Here is a 17,428-nt window from a genome sequence, read left to right as displayed (position 1 = left end):
ACAGGAGGCACGGATGTATGCAGGGACCAGAAGCGGTGCGCGAGGAATTGGTCGCTCTATGGCGGTGTTCCTTCTGGCTTTGGCCGCTGTCGGTGGATCGCGGGCTTTCGCCGACGACTCGGTAAACACGGGGTACTTCGGCGGCGTGGCAATCATGGGATACGACCCCGTTGCTTATTTCACCGAAGGCAAAGCTGTGAAAGGCTCCGAGGAATTCTCCCACGAATGGCTGGGGACACCGTGGCTTTTCGCCAATGCCAAACACCGCGAAATGTTCATCAGCGAGCCGATCAAATATGCGCCTCAGTATGGCGGCTACTGCGCGGGCGAGGTGGCTCTCGGATCGGTGACGATCAACGTCGACCCAGAGGCATTCAAGATCATCGACGGCAAGCTTTACCTGATCTACGACAAGGGATCGGCGGAGGGGTTTGCCGCTCACGTGGCCGAAGCAGTGCCGAAAGCCGATAGAAACTGGCCGAAGGTCGCAGCCGATCTCGAGCGGGATCAGTATCACTGACGCAAGTGGAGCGCGGCTATTTGACGGGCGAAAAATAGAAGACCTTGGTGGAGTTCACATAAGCATAGCTGGTTTCAGCGGGCAAGTTTTCAGGTCTGTAGACCGGTCCGCAATCGGCTCGTCCAAATGCGTTTTCGCTCTGCTCGCAGAGCATGTCCCCATTGACGAAAACCGTTCCGGTGATCATCTGCGTCGCCGAGCGGAAGGCTGCCTTGCCGTCGCGTTCGATTTGCATGAGTGCAGGGCTTCCTGAGGGCTCGGTCTTGCCCCGGAGGAGCTTGCCCATGACGGCGCTTGCGATTTCGTCACCGTGCAGCCGATCCTGCTCATTGCCCCTGAAACCGAACGGCCATTCCGGCAGGCCGGCCTCGCGCAGAGCATCGAGGATAAACGCCAAATCCTGCTCGTTGCGGAAATGGGCATTGCTGATACGCCAGGCCGCCAGGGAATCGCGCCCAGCTAGAAAGCGAAGTCCTTCGGCGACAGTCGCACGAGCAGCATCGAGGCGACCGGCACGGGCATAGGCCATAGCGAGTGGGGTAACGAAATCGCCATTTCCCGGAGAACCATCGCGCGCGCGTTCGAAGTTGTCGATGGCCTTCGTGTAGTCGCGCTGCAAATAAAACACCAGGCCAGCCGTGTATCGATTGATGGCTGAGAGGTTCGGATCGTGCCTGATCGCCGCCTCGACGGCCGCGCCGGCCTCGGCATGATTGCCGGAGAACAGTTGAACGTATGCCAATGCCATATGAGCTTCGGCATCGGCAGACCCAAGCGACACCGCCTGCTGCGCCGAGGCAACCGCCTGCTCGTAGCGGCGGTCCACGACTTGCATGACGGCAAGAACGGCGTATGGCGATGAAAGAGCCGGGTCGAGCGCCAGCGCGCGACTAGCCTTCTCGTAGGCCCTTTTTCGCGCCAGCGCGCTCTGGAGAACGTCGTCGTAAGCGCTTCGCCAGACATAGGCGGTCGCGTGCGCATCGGCGGCGAAGGCCTCTGCAAAACCGGGGTCGAGCGCCTCCGCCTTGTCAAAGAGCGCCAGTGCCTCGAGCAGCCGGGAACGGCGGCCGGTACGCGTCGCCTGCTCGGCACGAAGGTAGTAGTCGTATGCCTCGAGATTGGCGGTCGGCGGACGGGTAATCCGTTCCGTCTCAGATTGAGTGAGTTTCAGGCCGAGCGCTTCGGCGATCTGCCGACTGAGCTCATCCTGCACAGCCATGACATCCGCCGCGGCGCGGTTAAATCGGTTTGCCCACAGGTGGTCGCCGGTTGCGGCATCGCTCAGTTGCGCATTGACGCGGATTTGATCGCCGATCCGTTGTACGCTGCCCTCAACGACAAAACGCACGCCGAGATCGCGTCCGATGTCGGCCAAAACGAGAGGCTTGCCTTTGTAGGCAAACACCGAATTATGGCCGATGACGTCAAGGTCCGAAAGCATGGTCAGATCGGCAATCAGGCTGTCTGTAATGCCATCGGTGAAATAATCCTGGCCGGCGTCGCTGCTCAAATTGGCAAAAGGAATCACCGCGACAGATGGACGTTGCGGCACAAACGACCATGGCCATGGCCATGTGACGACAATCGCAGTGGTCGCGATCAACAGCGCTGCAAGCGTGGCCAGAATGATCGACCGGCGGCGCGGCCGACGAGAGGCGACGACCTTGCCTGCCTCAGAGGGATCTAACAGAACACGATAGACGCGAACCGGATCGGCTATGTTCTTCAGTTGCTGCTCACCGAGAGCCGAGAAGCCGACCTCAGCCTTGTGTACGGTGTGATCGAATGCGGTGCCGGATATGCAAATTCCACCGGGTGGGGCAAGGCTCTCCAGCCGCGCGGCTATGTTGACGCCGTCTCCGTGAATGTCCTCCCCTTCGACGATGACATCGCCGAGATTGACGCCGATGCGGAAAAGCATCCGCTGCTCGGGCCGCAGGGCCGCATTGCGTTCCGCCTTTTGTTGCTGGATTTTGACGGCGCAGCGCAAAGCATCCACCACGCTATGGAACTCAACCAGAATCCCGTCGCCCATAGTCTTGATCAGGCGGCCGTGATGCGTGGCGATTTTCGGTTCGAAGAGCTCGTGGAGGTCGGTGTGGAAGCGGATACGCGTTCCCTCTTCGTCGATCTCGCTCATGCGGCTGTAACCGACCACATCCGCAATCAGGACTGCTGCAAGACGGCGCTCCATACCAGCTCTTTCCCGGTGTCCGATCCGCTAACCGATATCTTACAGCAGGTGCCGTGCCGTTGCCATTACAGTTGCCCAAGGTCGCATCATGTTCGCCGGCCACATTCCCCCGTGGAGAAGGCGTGATCTGAGAGGCTTCTCGCGCGTCCGCCCATAAAATGAGCTGTTTGCCGTATCGGCTCGACGGCAGGTTCCCTCAGCAAGGGCCAAGATCCGCCGTTGTAAGTCCTGCCTTACGTAGCCCTTCCACACGGCGGTTAAAGTCCTCGGGGTTTCGGAATGGAAGAACCCGCCGGCGGCGCTCGACAGAAAAATCAGGATTGATCCGAAGTGCCTTCTTCCAGGCCTGCCGGCTCTCCTCCGGCCGGCCGAGGTGCCCATAACATGAGGCAAGCAGGGCGTAGGCGGTCTCCGACTGGGAGTTTTGTTGGAGCCGCTGCTCGATCGCGACAATCGCTTGTTCGTACTCGCCAAGAGAAAAGTGCGCATCGGCGCGAAATTGGAAGAGAATTTCAGGATGGTGCGGGTCGAGCCGCATCGATGCATCGAGTGTTTCCAGGGCGCCGGCGGGATCGCCGGAGAATATCTGGATATGGGCCAGCAGTATCAGGAGATCTGCGGAGTTGGGGGAAAGTGCGAGGCCCTGCTGCACTTCTGCCCGCGCCCGGTCCAGTTCCCGGTTCCACATGCAAGCCATGCCCAGTGCGAAGCGGCCGTTGGGCTGTTCCTCGGCCATTTCCACGGCCTGCTGCGCGAGATCCATGCCGATTCGCAGCGAGCCTTCCGGATCGGTGCTCCAGGCGTTGACGTAGTCGAGCACATGGGTGAAGGAAATGAGTGCCTGGGCGGCCGCATATTGCGGATCGATGGCGAGGGCGTCGGTCGCCAGGCTGCGGGCGGCCATATTTCCGGCTCGGGTATGGGCCGACGCCTGCTCGCGGCCACGCAATAGCAACTCGTAAGCGTCGACATTGAGTGCGCGCCCTTGGGCTAATCGATCCTGGTCGCCATGCGTGAGGTTCAGCCTGAGCGCGGCCACGATCTCCTGCGTGAGCTCATCCTGAACCGCGAAAATGTCGGTGAGGTCGCGATCAAACCGGCTGGCCCAGATATGCCCGCCATTGCTCGCGTCGATCAATTGGGCGGTGACACGCACGCGGTTGCCAGCCTTGCGCACGCTGCCTTCTAGGACATAGCGGACGCCGAGCGCCTTGGCCATTTCAGGTACGGAGGCTGTGACATTCTTGTAGACGAAGGATGAGTTGCGGGCGATCACGTGCAATTCGGACAGCTTCGAGAGATCGGTGATGATGTCCTCGCTGATACCGTCGGAGAAATACTCCTGTTCGGCATCGCCGCTCATGTTGTTGAACGCCAGTACGGCGATGGACGGCTTGTCGGGAATGGCCGGAACTGACGGCATTTTGATTGCGGGCCGCGCCTGTCGTGCCGGGTTCGGCGGCGGAGTTCCGACCTGAAGCGAATAGACCTGCATCGGTTCAGCGATATTCTTGAGCTGGATCTTGCCGAGATCGGTCACGGCAAGATCCAGTCTCGCTCTCACCTGGCGGTAGGCATCTTCGGAAAGACAAATGGCGCCGGGCTTGGCAATTCCCTCCAACCGCGCGGCGATATTGACGCCGTCGCCCATCAAATCGCCGTCGTTCTCCTCGACCACATCTCCCAGATGGATCCCGACCCGGAACTCGATGCGATGCTCGGGCGGCACGCCGATATTGCGCTCGACCATGGCAGTCTGCACTTCGATCGCACAGCGCACGGCGTCCACGACGCTGCGAAACTCGATGAGGCTTCCGTCACCGGTACGCTTGACCACACGGCCATTGTGCACGGCGATGGTCGGATCGACCAGGTCGCTGCGGAGCGTTCTCAGCCGCGCCAGGATGCGATCCTCGTCCGCACCGGCGAGGCGGCTGTAGCCGACCACATCTGCGACCAGGATCGCCGCCAGTTTTCGCGTCACGCTCGTAAGTCCCAATTCCTCGTCGGATCAAAATAACACAGTGTGACCGGCAGCGCCGCCAAATCCGATGCCTCCGCTGAGAAGCGGTCCGTGGCCGTGGGCTTGAAGATGGTCGGTGAAGCTTATGCGATATCCGCGGCTAAGTTCCGTCTTTCAGCGAGAAGGCAAGGACGTAGTCGCCGATATCCTTCGAATAGGGTGCGCCGCCAACCGATATCAAGACATATTGCTTGCCTGTTTTCGGTGAGACGTAGGTCATCGGTGTCGCGCTCGAGCCGACCGGCAGGGGATATCTCCAGAGCTCGGCACCGTTCTCGGCGTCATAGGCACGAATATAATAATCCTGGAAGCCGGCGAAGAAGACGACGCCGCCGGCGGTTGCAGCCGTGCCGGCGTAGCTCGGCAGGCCCATCGGCATAGGCAGCTTGGTTTTGATCTTGAATGGCCCGAGCTCTTCGGCCGTGCCGGCCGGAACCTGCCATGCGATCTTGCGCGTCTTCAGATCCACTGCAGTGACGGTGCCGAAGGGCGGTTGCGTGCAGGGAACGCGGAGCCTCGATGTCCACATCTCGGTGGCCATGGCGTAAGGCGTGCCGCGCTGTGGGGCGGAGGGGCCGTGCGCGGTCGTAGTGAGGGCAAAGTCGACATACTCCTCGCGCGGGATGAGTGCGAAGAGGCTGGGGACGCGGATGTCATTCATGAAGACCCTGTTGTTGGGCAGATCGACCGATACGCTTCCCCAATTGAGACCACCCAGATTTCCCGGCTGCTGGATCGCATATTGCGTGCCGATCGGGGTGAAATCGCCGTCATAGCGCATCTTGCGAAAGGCGATGCGGCAGGCCAGCTGATCGAACATCGTCAGGCCCCAGGCCGTCTGCTCCGTCACGCGGTCCGCACCGATTGTCGGCATGCCGACGGAATAGGGCTGCGTGGGGGAGAGTTTCTCTTCCGGCGCGCCGCCATGCTGCGGCACCGGCTTCTCCTGAACCTCGGCAAGCGGTGCGCCGGTCTGACGGTTGAGCAGGAAAAGCTGCCCGCGTTTGGTGGTCTGCAGCAGAGCAGGCACGGTGGCGCCATTGCCGTCAGGCAGGTCGATCAGGACCGGTTGGGCCGGCAGATCATAGTCCCAGATATCGTGATGCACGGTCTGGAATTTCCATTTCTCCCGACCGGTCGTCACATCGAGTGCTACCAATGTCGCATTGTATTGATCGGCGAAAGCAGGGCGATTGACGCCGTAATAATCCGGCGTGGTATTGCCGAGCGGTGCATAGATCAGGCCAAGCTTGTCGTCGAATGCGGCCGTCGTCCACATGTTGGGCGTGGCCCGCGTATAAGTCTGGCCTTCCGGCGGGAGTTTGGTGATCTCCGGATTGCCGAGATCCCATGCCCATTCGAGCTCGCCGGTGACGACGTTGAACGCACGAATAACGCCAGAGGGTTCGCCGACCTCCTGATTGTCCGTCACCCAGCCTCCGACGACGATCAGGTTGCGGGCAATCAGCGGCGCCGATGTCTGGAAATAATAGCCCGTCTTGACTTCGCCCATGCCCTGGGAAAGCTGCACGGTGCCATTGTCCCCGAAGTCCTTGCAGGGCGCGCCGGTCTTGCTGTCGATCTCCAGGAGACGGGCGTCGATCGTCGTCTGCACCAGGCGCTCATTGCAGAGACCATCGGCGGACTGGGCTTCCGTCGGCACCTTGTAGTAACCGAGGCCGCGGCAGCGTTGCCAATAAGGCGCCGTCGCCTTCGGATCGAAAGTCCAGCGGGGTTTGCCGGTATCTGCATCGAGCGCTGCGATCACATCTGTCGGCGTGCAGGTGTAGATCGTATCGCCGATCTGCAGAGGCGTGTTCTGATCGGCGCCATCACTCTTTCCGGTGCGATATGTCCAGGCGAGATCGAGCTTGGAAACATTGCCGCGGTTGATCTGATCGAATGGGGAATAACGATCTCCTGCCGTGGTGCGGCCATAGGATGTCCAGTCGGAGGGAGAGTTGTCGCCCTTGGCGGCTTGATAGGCGGTGATGTCGGCGGAGGGGTGGATGATCCCATGCGGCACGAAGCTGAGACCGAAGCCCGCGACAAAGATGAGAGCGGTCACCAAGGCGCCGCCATAAAAGAGCTTCCGGTTGGCGGCCGGGGAAAGCGATGGTGCAAAGAGAAGGGCAAAGCCCGCCAGCGCGATGGGGGACATCAAGCGGGCAAACAGCGCCCAGAAATTGAGACCCGACTCCCATAGCGCCCAGGGAAGGGTAAAAACGGCGACAAGCAGAACGATGAGCCCGCCTAACGTCTTCCGGCGCCACAGCAGAAGCGCCGCAACCAGATAGGCAAGCCCGACGATCGCGTAATAGGGCGATCCGCCGAGGCTGAGCAGCCAGGCACCGCCTCCGATCAGCCCCAATCCGATAAGGGCGAGAACAACACAGAACAGGGTAGCCAGAAATTTCATAGTCTCCTCATCCAATCCGCCGCCCGATCACCTGGATTTCAACTCCGACCGTCGCATGGCCCTCGGGAAGCACAGGGCCATGGGTTGATGGTCAGAGACGCGTCTTCGGGAGAGGGCTGCTCTCTCGTTCAATTTTTACCTGATGTACCTGTGGTCACTGACACGCGGCCCCGACCCGGCAATGATGCCGCCGCCGCTCTGCGGCAACGGCTTGCCATTCCAAATCGAGTCAATACTTCTGAAAGGGGCACAGATGGTTCTCGGCGAAAAGCTTAATCTAGCGAACGGGCGACCGACAGGATTCGACTATATGCGATTACTGTTAGCCTTTTCAGTGCTTTGGATACATACGGCCCGCGTCACCTATGGCGACGACCTGTTTCTCTGGGAATCGCTATTCCGTCCTTTTATCAAATCAGTGCTGCCCATGTTCTTTGTCCTGAGCGGGTTCCTGGTGGCTGGCAGTCTTGAACGATCGAAGACATTGATCTCCTTTCTCGGTAATCGATTTATCCGGATCTACCCCGCTCTCGCGGTAGAGGTATTGTTGGCTGCCTTTATACTCGGAGCGATCTACACTGAGTATGACCTGCGTGACTATTTCACCGATCCTCAGTTCTTTACCTATCTGATGAATGTCACAGGGCACATTCACTTCAATCTCCCCGGGGTATTCCTGGATAATCCTGACGCCGCAATGGTGAACGGGCAGCTCTGGACGGTGCCCTTCGAGCTTGAGTGCTATGCTGTGATCGCCGTTCTCTTCCTGCTCGGCGTGGTCAGGCGGCGGGTGATTGCCCTTATCGCCACGCCGGCTTTGATCATAGCCTTCGGTATCGCAAGATATTGGAAACATGAAAGCAATTGGGCAACTATGCCGACGACCGCGTCGGGCAATCTGCTCATTTGTGCTTTTCTTGTGGGGGTGACCTTCTATCTCTACAAGGACAAGGTTCTGTGGGATATCCGAATTTTCCTCGCCTCTGTGGCCGTGATATTGTGGGCATACTGGTTCACCTCCTTTGGGGACTTCATTGCCATTCCGGCCATGGGGTATGTCACGGTCTTCCTTGGTCTCACCTCGCCCCGCAAGCTCGGCGTCCTGCGTGGGGCCGACTACTCCTACGGCGTCTTCCTCTATGGCTATCCGATCCAACAGGCGTTCGTAGCGCTCGGCCCCTGGGCGCATAATTGGTGGTTGAACGGCATCGTCTGCAGCATTGTTGCCGCTTGCTTTGCCGCCTTCTCGTGGAGATTCATCGAAAAGCCGGCGTTGAAATTGAGGAAACAAGTCACCTGGCTGGAAAACCTCGGTCTCCAACTCGGCGCAAAACGGCAACTAGCCGGCGCGGTTTCGAAATAGGTTTGTCGATATCGGCCTCGGGCTGGCAATTCCATCGCAGGTGCTCAACCGGCAAGGACATCAGCAGGGTTCGCCGTAGCGGCGGGCCCTGTTTCGTTGTCGGCTGACCGATCTCAGATAGATATCCGGGTCCATCGCAGGGGCTGAATTTTCCGAAGGCCCGTGAGCAACCCTGATGCGGTCGATGTCACGCTTGCCGGACGAGCGTAAGCCCGATCGTTGCCGGCGCACATGCGCTCGAGCGTAAGCCTATGGCCAAAATCATCTTTTCAGGAACAACAAATAAACGTTCAGTTCTGCGAGAGAACGCCGTAGCTGCATTGCTCGCTCCTGTATAAGCCTCCGACACCTAGATCTTTCTTGGTCGCAATATCCAAGGATTTCTTGGGTTTAATCGGTAGAACGGCCCCGCTGGATGAATAGTCGAATATTCTCCGGCATTGTTCCGTCGACTTGCTGGGCTGGCATTAGCAATATTTTAACCGCAATAGGTAAAATACTTTGATCGGACTTCGTTTCGACTTTGGGTTTTGTCATGTCATCGAGGGCTGACGGTGGCTTGAAGGAGGTGTGAAGAGAGGATCAGAATAATGCTGAAGAGCACGCTCGTCGTGGTTGCCGTCTCTATCGCCGCCGGAGCGACCATTCGCGCCTCGGCCTTTGCAATTTTCGCATTTCTGGTGGTCACGGCCTTGGGCGGCGTGATCCTGCTGAAGGGTTCCTCCTTGACGGAGGCGGTCGTTTCTTGCATCGAAGTGCTTGTATTGATGGAGATATGCTATCTGGCGGGTCTATTCGCCTTCTCCTTGTGGCATATTCAAAAGCGCCGGAAAAAGAACTCCATTACTGAGCGCTCCCATGTCACGGGCAAGCGTCCTCATGGGTAGTGACATGGCCGAGGCGGCAGGATGCTCGGCTGCGCTGTGTCAGGGTGTCTAAAGCGCGCGATATTTTGGATTCGCTTGCCGCGTCTTAGCCTTTGATTTTGCGCATGTCTTTATCTCAAAACCGCTACCCAGTTTTGCGCGACATGCTTTAGGAGTCGACTTTGGGCAGCAACGCGTGCCTGGAAAGCAGCGCCGAGAGCGTTTTTGCCATGATCACGAAATCCAGCGTGAGCGTCCATTTGGACAAATATTCGACGTCGAGGGAAATTCCATTCCGATAGCTCACGTCGTTGTGCCCGCTGGTTTGCCAATGGCCCGTCAGGCCGGGACGGACGGCCATGTAGGCATAGGCATGTTCACCGTAACGCGGCAGCTCTTCTTTGGTAATGGCGCGAGGGCCGACGAGACTCATTTGACCCAGCAACACGTTGATCAATTGCGGAAGCTTGTCGAGGCTCGATCGCCTCAAAATATTGCCGACGACGGTGACGTGCGCGTCGGTCGTTGCGTCGGATCCCGTCGTCCGAAACTTGAGGCAACCAAACTCTTTTCCCTTGTAACCGATCCTGCGATGGGAATTGAAAACAGGGCCCCAATCACTTAGCGTGACGATGACTGCCGCCGACAGGAGGAGCGGCGACAGAAGGAATAAGAAACTTGCCGCAATGATGATGTCCAATGCGCGCTTCAGAAATCTGCTGATCAGACGGGGTTGTGACGAATTGAATGGACGCCTTCCCTGATAGGTCATGGCGAAATCCCGCCAAGGTTTGGTTTGGTTCATGCCCTGATTTTTCCCCGCCACCCGTGTCTCCGTTAGACGAATTCTAGAAATCACAGCCAAAGCTTGTTTTAATGCAAGTTGGATGTCTGTGACCGAGGTCATAATTATGAATTAATTCTTTATGACCTTAAGAAATTCTTAAGAATATTTAAAATATTACTTTTGTTTTTGACTATATGTCAGAAATGTTAATTTGTTTTATTTTAAAACGTAATGTTATTATTGTGCTTGTCGGGGGTATTCTACAGATAGGCATTTGTCATAAATTGTATAAAAATCGTCAAGCAGCCTCAAAGCGTTGTTTGCGATAGAATTCAATATGAATTTTATGATATATAAACGTGAGGGATCTTCATAATTACGTATAGTTTCAACACGAAAGTTTTATTTTATTATTGTTTGACTTTCTAATTTAACCTATTACGAATGTCGCTCAAGACAATATATCAATTAGTCTGCGTGGAGTTACGCGTATGGACGGGGCGATTAGAACCAGAGACAATAGGACTAAAGGAAACGCCGAGCGAATAAGCGAAGCGGTTACTTGCGGGACTGTAGGTATTGTTTACGACGGCCGGGCGACTTTGGATCACGAGTTCCCGTTTTTCCGCTCGAGTGTTCGAAAGTTTCGCCGCGGTGAGGTTATTGCCGGCGCCGGCGTCGTCCTCGACATGTTCGCCCGCGTACAGCGCGGAATGGTGAGCGCAAGCACCCCGCTTGCCGATGGACGAGAGTTCATCGTGGAAATCGTTCCGAAAGGCGGCTTGATCGGCGAATTGGAGGTGCTGCGCAAGCAGTCCCTCAGCCTGGAATATCGGGCCTCGTCGGACTGCGAATTGCATTACTTCGACGGTCGGTTGCTGCGGGACTTATGTGCGAACGATCCGCAATTTCAGGTGAAGATCCTGTCGAAGGCGCTTGCTCGTGTTTCCGAACTCGAACTGCGGATCATTTCCAATGCCGGATCGAGCCTAAGGCAGAGACTGGCCCGGACGCTGCTGCGTCTTTCTGCCCTGTATAGAATGGACGCGCAGAATAGCGGCGACGAGCTGATCATCTCGCAGCATGAGCTGGCCGCGACGCTTCCGGCGTCGCGTGAAAAGGTCAACCAGTGCCTGCGGCGTTTGCGCGAGAACAAGGTGGTCGACGGGACACAGGGCAAAATCCGCATTCTCAATCGGAAGGCGCTGGAGGCTTATGCCGAGGGGACGGGTCTCGCCTGAGGCTTCGCCGCGATAAAAAACAGAACGGCAGCAAGCCTCAACAGAACCCGCCGCCGGCGGGTTTTGTGTTTGATGACAGTGGAAGTTGATAGTCAGACGAAGCAGGCTGAAAGATCAGGTTGGCGTGTTAGCGCTTGGCTTGACGCACGTCGTCCCAAAATCGCTGCGCATTTGGCGCAACATACTTAGACTTCGCTCTCGGAAGCATTCCTCCAGTATTTCCAGCCTTCACCCTGTATGAGCCCATGATCGGACAGGTCCTTCCAGCTTCTGTAGGTGCCCGTATCGTCATAGACGAAGTCGTCCATGTCTCTGCCCGAGGAGTATACGGTATATTCCTCCGTATGTTGCGACCGGTGTGCCGCATCGGCAACCTTATGCACGAAGGTCGATAGGAACTTGAAATGCAGAAGGGCGCCGGATACGCCGAGCGCTCCGCGCATGTCGCCCAAATTCAGAGAGAGCGGCCAGACCTGGTGCGATGATTTAAGAAACAGGCGCTCTCCCGCCACATAGACCAGCGGTATCTTGTTGAGCGCGGGGCCATCCCAGAGCCGGTCGCGGAAATAGACGCGCCCGCGAACGCCGCCCTTGATCCATGTCGTCCTGTTGCGTTTGTCGAAATGCGCGACATAGCCGGACCGGTCGAAAAGATTGCAGACTTCGAGCGGGTTGCGGCCGGGTTCGCATATGTTTTCGAGAACCGGATGCGGGCTGTACATGTCGATCATGACGGAGCGGAGGGAATGACCGCCCATGGAATCGATGTAGGCGGTCAATTGATCGATCGGCCGGGTATCGCAGTGCGGATAGACCAGAAACTCATCCGCATCGACATAGAGGACCCACTTCTCCCGGCAGTGCCGATTGATGACTTCGTTGATCCAGTCGTTTCCGAACCTCGCCGCCTTGTAGGAACCATGAGCCGAAAGAAGGGAGACATCGTCGAAGCTGGACAGCAACTCGGCCGTGCCGTCGGTCGAGCCGTTGTCGATACAGATGAAGTGCTCGAAGCCGAGATCGCGATAATACTGAAGGAAGAAGGCCAACCGGTGGCCCTCGTCACGGATGACGCAGATGACGACGTGGCGCGCCTGCTTGAGCCCGTTGCGCAGCAGGTCATAGCGAACCTGCCGAGCCTTGAGCGACCGGCGCAGGCGGGCTTTCACGTAATGCGAGATACTGGCGGCGGAAGCCCTATAACTCATACTCTGTCCCGAAGATTATTCATTCCTGGAATGAATGGATGAATACTTTGCGCTTCCGTCTGCAAATCCACGGCTCGACCGGCGACGCTGAGTTCAGTCACGCGGACATTCAAGTCGGACCAACAATACATCATCATACGGCGTAGTCGCCAACCAGCAAGCTCTGGACCCTAGGATTGGGTCCTTCTTTCTCGATTGCGTGTTCGATGCGCGCCCGTATCGACCGGTATTTATACAGCATCTTCCGATCGAGGCTTATTCCGCGATACAGCGAGTTATAAATCGGATGTGCTTTGCGCAGGTCGACGTATACTTGGCTTTCCTTATCGGTCCACGGAAAGAAGGTTCCATGCCATGGCTTCGGATGCGCCATATAATGGACGATCGACAAGGAGGAGATGTTTACCAGATGAAGGAATTGTTTGGGAAAGTTCCAGCGGTTCGATACCAGGATGAGCGATGAACCACAGACATAATTCAGTGCGCCCTGATCATGTTTGCCCTCGCAGGCCTCGGGATTTCTAGCAAAGAGCTCGAGCGCCTCCTGCCCGATCCAGCCATTTCGATGGAATTTCAGGACGCCTGCGTTGAAATAGTGGCTGTCCTTTCCGGTGTCGAGGAAGTCATGGATCGCCGTGTAGTCGCGGGCCGCGAAAAACCTGCCCTCGGGCACAGCGGCACTTTCGAACGCACCGAGATCGCTGACGATCTGGGTATCCCCATCGAGGTAGATGATCTGGGTATAGTTGGAAGGCAGGATCTCGCAAAGGACCAGCTTGGCCATCGTGCTGACGCTGATGCGTCCTTGGAAATGCGAACTGTCGAGCTTGCCGAGCGAGTCCTGCAGCGCTTCGGTCGCATCGGTCAATATGACCCCACTCCTTGCAAGCAGGGCTTTCAGCTCTTCGAAATTGTCGAGATGTTCCGACATCAGAACGCAGACGTCGGTCGCATGGCTTGCGAATTTGCGAGCCTGAAGCGCCGAGAGAATGGTCGGAAATGAATACTCGACATCCGTGACGTAGACGATGCACTGGTTGTTCATGTCATCACCTTTCCGAGTGTGCGCAATACAAATGAATCGGTGTTGTCTTTGCGAGGCGAGGGAACAGTTGTGAATTGAGCCGACGGGTCTGTCATATGAAGGCCCTGTTCGGTATATATAGCCAGCACCCAGTTCGGTGGTGTTGAATCGGTGTCTGGCTGCTGGTGGCTTTTGTATGTTTCATTGTTGAGATCTTGACCATGAAGAGTGCCTTGCCTGTCAAAAGGCTATGTTTCGACATGTTGTTTCGCGGTACGGCGATTGGTGCCGGGACCCTTGTCGGAATGCCGACGGAAGAGGGATTGTCATGTTGATCACCACACTCGGGGCAGCCGTGATTTCGATCGCTGCCGGGGCTTCCATCCGCGCCTGGGCTTTCGCAATTTTTGCAATCCTGGTGGCAATCGGCTTCGGCGGCGTGGCTTTCGCCGGCGGGTCTTCCGTGATCGCGGCCGTGCTCTCCGGTATCGCCATCCTCGTGCTCATGGAAATCGGCTATCTGGCAGGCGTGTTCCTGTCGGGGCTTTTGCGGCGCAGTGCCAGGCTGCGCGAAAACAATTCCGTTGCAGATAGCGTCGCGACCACCAGGGAGCGCCCGCAAGGCTGATGTCGACATAAAACCCGCAGCATAGTCTTCTGCGGCTGGCCTCGCAGGACGGAGTTTATCCGATGGACTGCTTTTACAGGCGATCCTTGAAAGATGCGGTGCGGTCGGCCGGCTTCGGCCCAATGCGCGCACGCCGATGGCTCGACGAGATTGCCATCCCGCGCCGGGGCGGAGTTCCAAGGCGGGCGTCATCGTGTTGAAAACATCGGCGCTCTCATCAGAGATGTCGATGTCTCCAGCGGGGTTCGATTAGCAAGCGATCGGGTCGCGCGCCGGGGGGAGGTATTGGTAGCCAGGCAGCCGGCCGCCAGACCTGCCGTGGTGCTGAACAGCAAGCCGAGATCTGTGCCGCTCCCCGATATCGCCGCCGAGGCGACCTGCGCGATGGATGCCATAACCGCAGCGGTTCCGATCGCGTGCGTTTCCCGATCGCCTGACATGTGCCGGCCGGAGGCCCTCGCAAGGCTGTACAGGAACGTGGCGAAGAGAAGAGTGCCGGTCAATCCGACATTGGAGAGCAACGCAGCGATAAAACTCGAGGCCCGAACCGTGCCGAGCCCGGCGCCGAAGGTGGCGGTATCGACGAATGCGATCAATGCCAGTGTATTCCAGGCGGTGCGCTCTTCACCGGATTGCGATTGGAGCTTGTCCGACAAGGTGGTGCTCATCAGACCGGCGAGGGAATTCCACGCATCGGGGACAAGGCTGAGTGCGACGATGGCGCAGGGAATCAAAAACAGCGTGATCACCAGGAAAGTCACATGCGGGGTCGTGGCGGGGCCGCTGATCAGTCGTTTCAGGCAAAACAGAACGAACATGCAGACAACGAAAATGCCGGCGATATAGGCGGTTGTCGATGTGCAGAGAACGATCGTCGGGCCGATGAAAAGCGTTGCAAGTCCTGCCATACGGCTTTGGACGCGCTCCAACCAGAGCAGAAGCGTGAAGGAAAAATAGGCTAATGCAACCGCGCCATAAGTGCTTGCTTCGGGGAACGGCCCGACGATGCGTTTGAAGCCGCTGATCGTCTCGGCCGTATGCATCGTATAGTTCGCGTTTCTGATGACATCGAGCAGGTAGGACTGGTCGGTTAGGAATGTTCCGATGTCAATCAACGCCAGGGCAAAACATGCGATCGAGGCGACGATTAACTGCAGTGCGATGAAACGGGCATAGCCGAGCCTGGCAAGCCCCGAGACGACGGCAAAACAGGCGAGGTCGCCGAGCAGATAGACAGACTGGCTGAGATTGGACGAACCCGGCGATAGGGGAGCCGCCACCGTCGACATCATGCCCGTGGTGTCTCGCGCAGAGGAGTAGACGAGGGTCGCGCCTGCAAAGATGCGCGGCAAAAAGAAAGATGATGCCACGGAAAACAGGATGTAGGCGGCAAACCAGAAACCGGGACCCGGATAGGCGATGCTGGCGAGCGTCGCCTGTGTTTGAGCCGGGCGCAGCAGGGCGGCTACCACGAGAAAAAGCACGAGAAGATGGCTTGGCTGGATGCTGCTGCCGCCGAGCGCGGGCAATTGGAGAGCCGCTGCCGCTCCGAGCAGCGTCGACAGGCAAAGTGTCGTGATCGCAAAACGCGCCCCGTTGACCATGCTAAGCAGGCCAAGCAGCAGAACGATGAAGCCGATCGGTTCTATCGACATGCTTCAGATCCCGATCCTGACGGAGAGCGGCGGAGGCATCGGGTTTGCCGAAAGCGCCTTCCGGCGCAATGCCCGAGGCGAAAGCCGCCAGCTTTCGTTAATGGTCACGACCGCCCCCTAATTCGATCCCGTCTGGGATATCCAGCCGGGAGCCGTCTGATTGTCGCCTGCTACATCCGACAGCGGAACTGCCGAGCTTTGCTGCAGTGGCGCGGACTGCTGCAGCGGAGGCGACGTCGTCTGGAGGTCCGTGTTGATGCCGATCTCTACGACATCATGCGGCCGCAAGGCGGTCGTCTCGTCCGCCTCGATGTTGCGATAAGTGCCATCGTCGTTGCGACGCACGATCCTGTAGTTCTTTTGCGCTCTGCCAAGACCCGGCATGTCCGTATTCATCTGGGCGAGTTGAGCGCTGTAGCCAGCCTGTTCGCCCAGGAGCTGGGCCACCTGAATGTCGATCGCCGCCCTGCCGATCGCGAGATTGACCTGGTTGAGTAGCTCCTGGTTTTCGCTGTTCTGCCGGTTGACGATATTGATCTTCGAGCGATCGGCTTCGCTGAGCCCCTGGCGAGCCGTGGTCAGGGCGACCTCGAGATCGATTAGGGTGCCTTGTGCATCCGCAACGCCGCGGTCGACCGTGACCTGCCGGCTATTGCTGACCAGGCCCTTGCTCACCAGGCTGTTGACATTATCCAGTTCCTTCTGCGCAAGGTCGATCTGCCGCTTTTGCGAATTGATCTTGGCCTCGAGTGATTGGACCTGCTGGCCGTAGAGACGGGCGAGGTCGCTCGCCGCTTCGATCTGGCTTTCGATATCGACGCGTCGCAACCGCATCAGGTTTAATTCCTGCGCCTTCAGCTTGTCCACATCGGGTGTTCCGGCGAGTTCGGCGGGGATATCGAAACTCTGTTCGCCGGCGATCTCGGCGCGCAACCGCGCCTGGCGCATCAGAAGATCGCGCCGGTTGAGAATGGCTGTTCGGTAGGCGCCGGCAGCCTGGATCCGGTCGCGCTCGAAGACGGTATTCTCCTCGCGCTCTCGAAGGAAGCCGCCGGCGATGCTGACGGCTTTCATGACCGTCATATCGGCTTCAAAAGCATAGCGCCCGGGGGTCTGCACGGTCCCGGTTACGAAGATCGGCGCATGCTGGGCAATTTCCACGGCGATGAACGGCTTTCCCGGCAGTTCGGCCTTTTCGGACAGCGCAGTGGCGATCGCATCGGAAACCTGCTCCGTCGTCTTGCCGATCGCTTGCACTTGACCGGCGATCGGAATCGCCAGATTACCCGCATCGTCGACTGTATATGTTCCGCCGAGGGCTTCCCAGCTGGCATACCGGGAATCCGATGATCGCCATTCGACGACACGCAGTCTCACCTGATCTTCCGGCACGAGGGTATAGTTTTCCGCATGGGCGACGCTCCAGCCGGTCACGCCGGAAAATACCAGCAAGGCAAGGGCGATGGAGATGAGGCGACCGGACAAGGATGTGCACTGCAT

General features: G+C 57.9%; 13 protein-coding genes. 5 read left to right on the top strand and 8 right to left on the bottom strand.

Annotation, left to right across the window (positions count from 1 at the left end):
- Positions 1-13 precede the first annotated feature (13 nt).
- Positions 14-520 (top strand): YHS domain-containing (seleno)protein, encoded by a 507-nt coding sequence (locus OIU37_RS09925; RefSeq protein WP_276314928.1) that lies wholly within the window; start codon positions 14-16, stop codon positions 518-520.
- Between the two features lie 16 nt (positions 521-536).
- Here the strand turns inward: OIU37_RS09925 and OIU37_RS09920 are convergent, their stop codons facing one another.
- The 3 genes from OIU37_RS09920 to OIU37_RS09910 all read right to left on the bottom strand — a co-directional run bounded on the left by OIU37_RS09920 (position 537) and on the right by OIU37_RS09910 (position 7,156).
- Positions 537-2,714: an adenylate/guanylate cyclase domain-containing protein gene (locus OIU37_RS09920; RefSeq protein WP_182210321.1), complete on the bottom strand. Its 2,178-nt coding sequence runs from the start codon at positions 2,712-2,714 to the stop codon at positions 537-539.
- Between the two features lie 196 nt (positions 2,715-2,910).
- A complete protein-coding gene (locus OIU37_RS09915) occupies positions 2,911-4,698 on the bottom strand; it encodes an adenylate/guanylate cyclase domain-containing protein (protein WP_264257382.1) in 1,788 nt (595 codons plus the stop codon).
- A 139-nt stretch (positions 4,699-4,837) separates the two neighbouring features.
- Positions 4,838-7,156, bottom strand: coding sequence for a membrane-bound PQQ-dependent dehydrogenase, glucose/quinate/shikimate family (locus OIU37_RS09910; RefSeq protein ID WP_264257380.1), 2,319 nt, complete (start codon positions 7,154-7,156; stop codon positions 4,838-4,840).
- A 142-nt stretch (positions 7,157-7,298) separates the two neighbouring features.
- Here OIU37_RS09910 and OIU37_RS09905 point away from each other — a divergent pair, with 142 nt between their 5' ends.
- Together OIU37_RS09905 and OIU37_RS09900 are read left to right on the top strand one after the other, a co-directional pair.
- A complete protein-coding gene (locus tag OIU37_RS09905) occupies positions 7,299-8,519 on the top strand; it encodes an acyltransferase (RefSeq protein WP_264257378.1) in 1,221 nt (406 codons plus the stop codon).
- A gap of 590 nt (positions 8,520-9,109) precedes the next feature.
- Positions 9,110-9,406: a hypothetical protein gene (locus tag OIU37_RS09900; RefSeq protein ID WP_168311741.1), complete on the top strand. Its 297-nt coding sequence runs from the start codon at positions 9,110-9,112 to the stop codon at positions 9,404-9,406.
- 148 nt (positions 9,407-9,554) lie between these two features.
- Here the strand turns inward: OIU37_RS09900 and OIU37_RS09895 are convergent, their stop codons facing one another.
- Complete coding sequence (locus OIU37_RS09895) at positions 9,555-10,211, bottom strand: sugar transferase (RefSeq protein ID WP_180695412.1); 657 nt, start codon at positions 10,209-10,211, stop codon at positions 9,555-9,557.
- Between the two features lie 452 nt (positions 10,212-10,663).
- On the opposite strand from OIU37_RS09895, the gene OIU37_RS09890 reads away from it, so the two are divergent.
- A complete protein-coding gene (locus OIU37_RS09890; protein WP_264257375.1) occupies positions 10,664-11,413 on the top strand; it encodes a Crp/Fnr family transcriptional regulator in 750 nt (249 codons plus the stop codon).
- A 185-nt stretch (positions 11,414-11,598) separates the two neighbouring features.
- Here OIU37_RS09890 and OIU37_RS09885 read toward each other — a convergent pair whose 3' ends face one another.
- Together OIU37_RS09885 and OIU37_RS09880 are read right to left on the bottom strand one after the other, a co-directional pair.
- Entirely contained in the window at positions 11,599-12,621 is a 1,023-nt protein-coding gene (locus OIU37_RS09885) for a glycosyltransferase family 2 protein (RefSeq protein WP_264257374.1), read from the bottom strand.
- A gap of 133 nt (positions 12,622-12,754) precedes the next feature.
- Positions 12,755-13,666: a glycosyltransferase gene (locus tag OIU37_RS09880; RefSeq protein WP_264257372.1), complete on the bottom strand. Its 912-nt coding sequence runs from the start codon at positions 13,664-13,666 to the stop codon at positions 12,755-12,757.
- Between the two features lie 307 nt (positions 13,667-13,973).
- Here OIU37_RS09880 and OIU37_RS09875 point away from each other — a divergent pair, with 307 nt between their 5' ends.
- Complete coding sequence (locus OIU37_RS09875; RefSeq protein ID WP_240605274.1) at positions 13,974-14,273, top strand: hypothetical protein; 300 nt, start codon at positions 13,974-13,976, stop codon at positions 14,271-14,273.
- Positions 14,274-14,461: 188 nt separating this feature from the next.
- Here OIU37_RS09875 and OIU37_RS09870 read toward each other — a convergent pair whose 3' ends face one another.
- Together OIU37_RS09870 and OIU37_RS09865 are read right to left on the bottom strand one after the other, a co-directional pair.
- Positions 14,462-15,928: a hypothetical protein gene (locus tag OIU37_RS09870; RefSeq protein WP_264257370.1), complete on the bottom strand. Its 1,467-nt coding sequence runs from the start codon at positions 15,926-15,928 to the stop codon at positions 14,462-14,464.
- 117 nt (positions 15,929-16,045) lie between these two features.
- The gene (locus tag OIU37_RS09865; protein WP_168311734.1) at positions 16,046-17,428 is read right to left on the bottom strand and encodes a polysaccharide biosynthesis/export family protein; all 1,383 of its coding nucleotides are present in this window, start codon (positions 17,426-17,428) and stop codon (positions 16,046-16,048) included.

This window comes from Rhizobium sp. BT-226 (genome assembly GCF_025847085.2).
GTDB classification, from domain to species: domain Bacteria; phylum Pseudomonadota; class Alphaproteobacteria; order Rhizobiales; family Rhizobiaceae; genus Rhizobium; species Rhizobium sophorae.
This window is presented reverse-complemented; position numbering and strand designations above follow the sequence as displayed.

Excerpts from the sequence above, each read along its gene's own strand:
- OIU37_RS09925 (WP_276314928.1), top strand. The coding sequence starts at position 14 with ATGTATGCAGGGACCAGAAGCGGTGCGCGAGGAATTGGTCGCTCTATG.
- OIU37_RS09920 (WP_182210321.1), bottom strand. The coding sequence starts at position 2,714 with ATGGAGCGCCGTCTTGCAGCAGTCCTGATTGCGGATGTGGTCGGTTAC.
- OIU37_RS09910 (WP_264257380.1), bottom strand. The coding sequence starts at position 7,156 with ATGAAATTTCTGGCTACCCTGTTCTGTGTTGTTCTCGCCCTTATCGGA.
- OIU37_RS09905 (WP_264257378.1), top strand. The coding sequence starts at position 7,299 with ATGTACCTGTGGTCACTGACACGCGGCCCCGACCCGGCAATGATGCCG.
- OIU37_RS09900 (WP_168311741.1), top strand. The coding sequence starts at position 9,110 with ATGCTGAAGAGCACGCTCGTCGTGGTTGCCGTCTCTATCGCCGCCGGA.
- OIU37_RS09890 (WP_264257375.1), top strand. The coding sequence starts at position 10,664 with ATGGACGGGGCGATTAGAACCAGAGACAATAGGACTAAAGGAAACGCC.
- OIU37_RS09885 (WP_264257374.1), bottom strand. The coding sequence starts at position 12,621 with ATGAGTTATAGGGCTTCCGCCGCCAGTATCTCGCATTACGTGAAAGCC.
- OIU37_RS09880 (WP_264257372.1), bottom strand. The coding sequence starts at position 13,666 with ATGAACAACCAGTGCATCGTCTACGTCACGGATGTCGAGTATTCATTT.
- OIU37_RS09875 (WP_240605274.1), top strand. The coding sequence starts at position 13,974 with ATGTTGATCACCACACTCGGGGCAGCCGTGATTTCGATCGCTGCCGGG.
- OIU37_RS09870 (WP_264257370.1), bottom strand. The coding sequence starts at position 15,928 with ATGTCGATAGAACCGATCGGCTTCATCGTTCTGCTGCTTGGCCTGCTT.
- OIU37_RS09865 (WP_168311734.1), bottom strand. The coding sequence starts at position 17,428 with ATGCAGTGCACATCCTTGTCCGGTCGCCTCATCTCCATCGCCCTTGCC.